This window comes from Bacillus sp. SIMBA_008, from assembly GCF_046535495.1.
Taxonomy (GTDB): Bacteria; Bacillota; Bacilli; order Bacillales; family Bacillaceae; genus Bacillus; species Bacillus subtilis.
Window position 1 is genome coordinate 1 of sequence record NZ_JAWRWL010000109.1, and the last position, 365, is coordinate 365.

Sequence of the window (365 nt, forward strand, 5' to 3'; positions counted from 1 at the left end):
CGAAGGCGTCGGCCACCGACTGCGCGTTGTCGTGCAGCTGGCCGCCGTTGATGGCGTCCTTCGAGCCTTCGGCCACGTTGCCGTCGGCTACGCCGGTGACCACCCGCGGACCCTCCGTGCCGGTGAAATCGACGGTGTCGCCGCCCAGTTCCTTGCCGACCGTCAGGGTCTCGACCTTGCCGTCCTGCCCATCGGCGCCCTTCTCACCACGCTCGGCCTGCACCAGGCCGGTGCTGCCGTCGTTGAGCTGCTGGCCGAGATCGGTGATCGCCCCGTCCAGGCCCTTGCCCGCGTCGCCGACGCTGTTCACTTCCTTTCCGCCGACGCTGTAGCTCGGCGCCGAGACGGTGCCGTCCTCGTTGACC

General features: G+C 69.9%; 1 pseudogene. It reads right to left on the reverse strand.

Annotated features, from left to right (window positions below):
* Nucleotides 1-365 (reverse strand): annotated as a pseudogene (locus SB658_RS22370) (hypothetical protein); the annotation flags it as partial.